Below are 962 nucleotides of genomic sequence, written 5' to 3'. Positions count from 1 at the left end.
GGTTTGTCCCGGCGGCGCCCTGTCATTCCCGGCGCTGGGGCCCTGAAAATCCAAGTATCGGTTACCTAGCAGGCCTTTGCGTCAAACGACTGTTGCTTGGCTCACACAGACGTTTGGAAGAAGAGCCGGTGCCTGGGCCGCACGCCAGCTCCTCCCGAAACGGACCGCCATGTGTCATCCCCAACGTCCCGTCCCACAGAAAAGCGTGCGACCCTCTGGTCGCTGATCTCCCGACGACCCCTGTAAAATCGACATCGGTTTTCGGCGCTGGCGGGATCTGGCGGCAAGTCGTGAAGACAAACCCGGCCTTGCTGCATTGCCACCGGTCACCGAGCGCAACATTACTTGTGGCGGGACGGGGCGCAGCCAATACGAAAAGGACGGCGGCGCAGGCCACCAGATTTGCGATCACCAGCACGCGTACTTTGCGAATCCGCCGTGAACCCTTCGCCGTCGCTCCTTTCGAGAGAAATGGCGGGGCTAGGCACCGTTCTTCGAGCTGACTTCGCCACGTACGCAAATTGGCTTCGTCGAGAACAAGCGGCAGTACCCGGAGTCATGCATATGCTCCCGCGACAGATTGCCCAACGGTCGGCAGTTAAAAATTGAATTTAAGCATGCCCGAGAGGTAAGTATCAGATTTTGCGAATCTGCGCCGCTTGGTTCGCCAGCCCCTCCGCTAAAATCTCAGCTTGTTCTTTGGTTAGCTTCTCGGCAAAGGGGCCATCTTTTCTTATCTGCGCTGGCCCTTTGAGTTCGCTGTCGTAGACCATCCAACCAGTGCTTCCTTTCCGAACGAGGAAGCGGCTTCGCATCGGGCGTCCAATTAATTCCATTGCAACTACCATCCGTGAAATACCAACCCGGCAATTAACGTCTAGGGTGTGGGCGCCCAGTCATTGAACTATGTGAATTGGCGGCGATCAAGTTCGCAGTGAACTGGAAGCGGCCCCAACCTGGGA

General features: G+C 57.3%; 1 protein-coding gene. It reads right to left on the bottom strand.

Going from position 1 to position 962, the window contains the following annotated elements; genetic code table 11:
• Nucleotides 1–635 precede the first annotated feature (635 nt).
• Nucleotides 636–773, bottom strand: coding sequence for a hypothetical protein (locus AKL29_RS44235; protein WP_244481700.1), 138 nt, complete (start codon nt 771–773; stop codon nt 636–638).
• Between the last annotated feature and the right edge of the window lie 189 nt (nt 774–962).

The organism is Bradyrhizobium pachyrhizi (assembly GCF_001189245.1).
GTDB classification, from domain to species: domain Bacteria; phylum Pseudomonadota; class Alphaproteobacteria; order Rhizobiales; family Xanthobacteraceae; genus Bradyrhizobium; species Bradyrhizobium pachyrhizi.
Note: the sequence above shows the minus strand (reverse complement) of the source record. Positions and strands in the feature narration are given on the sequence as shown.

Coding starts and splice junctions, on each gene's coding strand:
- AKL29_RS44235 (WP_244481700.1), bottom strand. CDS start 773: ATGGTCTACGACAGCGAACTCAAAGGGCCAGCGCAGATAAGAAAAGAT.